This is a genomic window from Micromonospora sp. 15K316 (assembly GCF_004348525.1).
In the GTDB taxonomy this organism is placed as follows: Bacteria; Actinomycetota; Actinomycetes; order Mycobacteriales; family Micromonosporaceae; genus Micromonospora.
Window position 1 is genome coordinate 1 of record NZ_SMKG01000348.1, and the last position, 3883, is coordinate 3883.

The window sequence follows — 3883 nt, forward strand, 5'->3', positions numbered from 1 at the left end:
GTTCTCGGGTTGGCGGTGGTGGGATCGTCAGCGGTGGCCGGTGAGGTCGCACGACGGCTGTTGCCGGTCGCGTCGTGCGGTGCTCGCGGGTCCATGTCGTGCTGGTCGTTGCCGGACGGCTCGACCGGCGAGCGCTCCCACGTGGTGGTGGTCGCTGGTGACGGTGTCGGCGGATTTTCGGTGGGTGTGGTCCCGCCGCCGTTGGGCGGCTGGGCGTGGGGTGCGGCTTCGGTGTGAGCTGATGCGGGCGGGTGGCCGGTGTGGGCTTCGGTGAGGGTCGCGAGAAGGTCGACGGTTTCGGCGGGGTTGAGCACGGTGAGGCGACCGACGCCGGTGTGTGTGCCGCGCGGGGTGGCGCTGTCGGTGACCCTACCGGCGGTGGAGATCTCGATGCTGTCGCCGTCGGGCCATGCGCCGAGTAGCACCCCGTGGATGTTCAGGTGGTGGCCCTGGGCGAGCAGGGCGGCGACGCGGGCACGTTCGTGGCGGCCGATGGGCCCGGCCAGCAGCATGACCGGCGGAAGAGGCTCCTCGTAGGGGTCGGCGGCGCGCAGGTCGGCCACGGTGGGCACGTCGTGCTGGTCGAGCAGGCGGGTGCGGTGCATCGTGTGCTGTTCGAGGATTGCCAGGGCGCCGGCGAGGTCGTCGGTGACGGTCAGCCTCGGCGTGGAGGGTAGGTGGTCAGCGGCGTCGCCCAACAGGGTCACGGCGGTCGGTGCCGGCATGACGACCTGGGTGCGGGCGTCGGGCGTGGTGTCGGTTGCCAGGGCGGCGATGAGGAGTCCTCGGGCGGCGGCCTCCGCGCCGGGCCCTGTCAGGCCCAGCCCTGCCGGCGGCCACGCGGCTAGTGAGAATGCGAGAGCCGGCACGGGAGTGTCCGCATCCGGTGCGTTGTGGTCATGGCTGTCCGGTCCGGGGGCGCCGTCCTCGGTGAGAACGTTGGCGTGGTGAGGGCCGCCGGTGTCGCCGTGATGGGTGGGCTGCGTGCCGTCATCGACGGCATCGTGGGCTGGATGTCCGGCGTCCTGGGGTGCCATGCGAGCGCCCTTGGCGGCCCGGCGGAGGCCGCGACGGATGTGCCGTACCACGTGCGGCATGGTCCTGAGGTCCGTGTCGTCGAGGTGGGGCCGCGGCGAGGGTTTGCCGGGCATGTAGCGGTGTTGCCGGTGTGCCCAGACGAGCGCGACTGCGGCGGCGATGGCCAGCGCGACACCGAGGTCGAGCCAGCTACCACTGGGCAGCCGCACGCCCCGCGTGGTCTCTCCCGCCTCGCGGCGAGAGTCCGCCGCGGGGTCAGTGCCGTCGGCGGCGTTGCCGCTCACGCAATCAGGTTCGGTCAGGCCGGTGCCGGATGGCGTCGGGGCCGTGGTGGTGGCGGAGCCTGGCGTCGGGCCGAGCGTCGGCCCGGCCGACGGGCGCGAGTCAGTGCCATCGGGTGGTGGCGGGTTGGGGCTGTCGGTGGAGGGCCGCTGCGGCGTTGACCCGTTCGACGGGCCGGGCTGTCCCGGACCGTCGGCGGGCAGTTTCAGGGTCCACCCGGGCCGGATGATATTCGGGTCGCGCAGTGTGCCGCCGACGTCGGGGAAACGGTGACCGCGGTTGAGGGCGAAGATTTCCGGCCACCGGTCCGCGTCTCCAAGCTGACGCTTGGCGATCTTTGACAAGCTGTCGCCGCGTTCGACGGTGTAGACGGATGGCTGGTTTGTTGGTCGTGTCTCTTGCCGCTCTCGGTGGCTCTGCGCGGTGGCCGTGGAGCTGGCCTGGCTGGCTTGCGCGTCACCGTCGACGGTCGCGGCAGCGGCGGGTGGGCCGGCGTGTGCGGCGGCGCCCGCGACGGTGGTCACGGCGGTCGTCCCGAGCAGCGCCGCGGCGAGACCCTGCACAGGTCCCGGAAGCCGGAACGTAGGTGTGGCGCGTAGCCGGCGGGCCAGCGCGGTGTAAGCGCGCGTTAGGACGGCCGTGGCCAGCAGCAGCCACAGCATGAGCACGCCGCCACCGGCTAGGACCGCGACGAGATCGGGGCCCATCGGCTTCGCGATCCACTGCCGGACAACGGCCGTTGACGGGACCTCGGGCGCCCATACGCCGGCGGCGGCGAGGACAACGGGCACGGCTGCCGTGCACAGAACAGACGTGACTACGGCTGGAACAACAGGTCGTGATGTCACCTAGCCTCCTTCGCCCGCAGCTGGCGCCCAGCCGGCGAAGGCCGATGCCTACGGTTGCGGCTGATGCGATGCGGTGACGCTACGGCTGTCGATGCCGCTGGAGATCGAGATGACGTCTCACAGGACCTCACACCACCTCACACGACCTCACACCCGCAGGTCACAGGGGGGTGCTAGGAAGGCACCACAGGAGCAGGGCAGGGCGACATGGCTCGTTCTGAGTACGGGTTGGCCCCGACGTAGCGACGTCGAAAGTAGGCGAGGGCCGACTCTTCTCGCTCCGTCCCACGCGATTGAGACCTGCCGCCTGCCGCATTTCACAGCGTTCGGTATGGCCGCACGAGGTCATGACGTAGCGACAACGGCGGCACCCGGCCTCATCCGCGCAGGCGGAAGTCGGGCGCCCTGGCACGTTATTGGCCTGGGATCATGGCGCGGTGAGTCAGTACTTCCAGGTCGGCGAGCTTGTGTTGTGGAATCCGTCGAACACGGTCGCGCAGCTGTTCGCCCGCATGAGCGAAGCGATGGTGCCGGTTGCCGCGTGTCCGTCAGGTGTCGGACCGGACACCGGGCGGGACGAGTACGAGGTCGACCCGGACATCTTCGCGGCGTTCGTGGACGCGCTGACGACGCGGTATCTGTCGACGAACCACCCCACCCTCACGGCGATGCTTGAGGGGTACTTACCGGCCGCGCTCGTGATGGTCCAGCGCAGCGGGCGTGACGTGCCGGCGCTTGGACGGCCGATCGCACGGGACAACCGGGATGTCTCACTCAACCGCGACGCGTTCGACCCGGACGGCGATCGGCAGCGTCTCCTGGATCTGGCGGAGCGTCACGCGCGGGCGATGCCCCGCTGAACCGCCGTCAACGCCGCATGAGTGCTTCAGCCGTCGCCAGGCAACGGTTAGGAGCTGGTAACGGCGGCGCCGTTAAGGCCTGCGTCCCCAGCGCGCATGTCAACATGGCCCAGGCCCGCTTCCATGAGACGCCGAGTGAAGCCCTCGTGTAGCTCGGCAGCTGCGTCCTGCTCGCCGAGCGCGGCGAGGCATTCCATCGCGCGCGCGTGCAGATCGGCGTTGGAGGGATCGATGCAGATAGCTCCTTGGAGTAGGTCCAAGGCGTGGTGGGGCCCGGAGGCGGCGGCGAGGGCTACGTAGGCGTCGATGATGTGGCGGCGGATGCTCTCGCGGATGGGGTCGAGCCAGGGCCAGGTGCGGCCGGCGGCGAGGTCACCGGTGTAGGTGTCGATGACGGCCTGCCGGGCGTCTGTGATGTCGGTGACGGCGGTCGCGGCGTGCTGGGCTGCGGCGTATAGGCGCCACAGGTCGACGTCGATCTGGCTGGGGTTGAGGCGGTAGCGGTCGTCGGCGTGATCGATGAAGTTCAGCCCGCAGGCGGTGCGGATGCTGCCACGGAGTTCGCTGAGGGTGGTGTAGAGGCGGCCGCTGAGCGATCGGCGGGGCAGGCTCGGCCAGATGGCGTCGGTGAGCTGCCGGGTGTCGGCTCCGTCGGGGTGGGTGGCGAGCAGGACGAGGACTTGGACGGCGGCGCCGCGGCGGATGTTCAGCGGTTCGCCGTCGATGAGCAGCGTCGGCTCGCCCAAAGCCCGCAGCTCCAGCCGCCGGTTGGCGGCCGTTGGACGGGGCAGGAGCTGCTGTCGGGCCGTCTGCCGTGGCATCTGCCGAGGTGGCGCGGCGTGACCTGGGGAGGGC

3 protein-coding genes are annotated in these 3883 nt (G+C 70.7%); 1 reads left to right on the top strand and 2 read right to left on the bottom strand.

The features are described from left to right. A partial coding sequence (locus E1211_RS31160) for a LysM peptidoglycan-binding domain-containing protein (protein WP_132353674.1) occupies nt 1-2168 on the bottom strand: 2168 nt, incomplete at its 3' end. A 437-nt stretch (nt 2169-2605) separates the two neighbouring features. On the opposite strand from E1211_RS31160, the gene E1211_RS31165 reads away from it, so the two are divergent. Next, complete coding sequence (locus E1211_RS31165; RefSeq protein WP_243709789.1) at nt 2606-3028, top strand: DUF6086 family protein; 423 nt, start codon at nt 2606-2608, stop codon at nt 3026-3028. Between the two features lie 47 nt (nt 3029-3075). On the opposite strand, the gene E1211_RS31170 is transcribed toward E1211_RS31165, so the two are convergent. Then, on the bottom strand, nt 3076-3849 hold the full coding sequence (locus E1211_RS31170) for a BTAD domain-containing putative transcriptional regulator (protein ID WP_243709790.1): 774 nt from the start codon (nt 3847-3849) through the stop codon (nt 3076-3078). Nucleotides 3850-3883 lie beyond the last annotated feature (34 nt).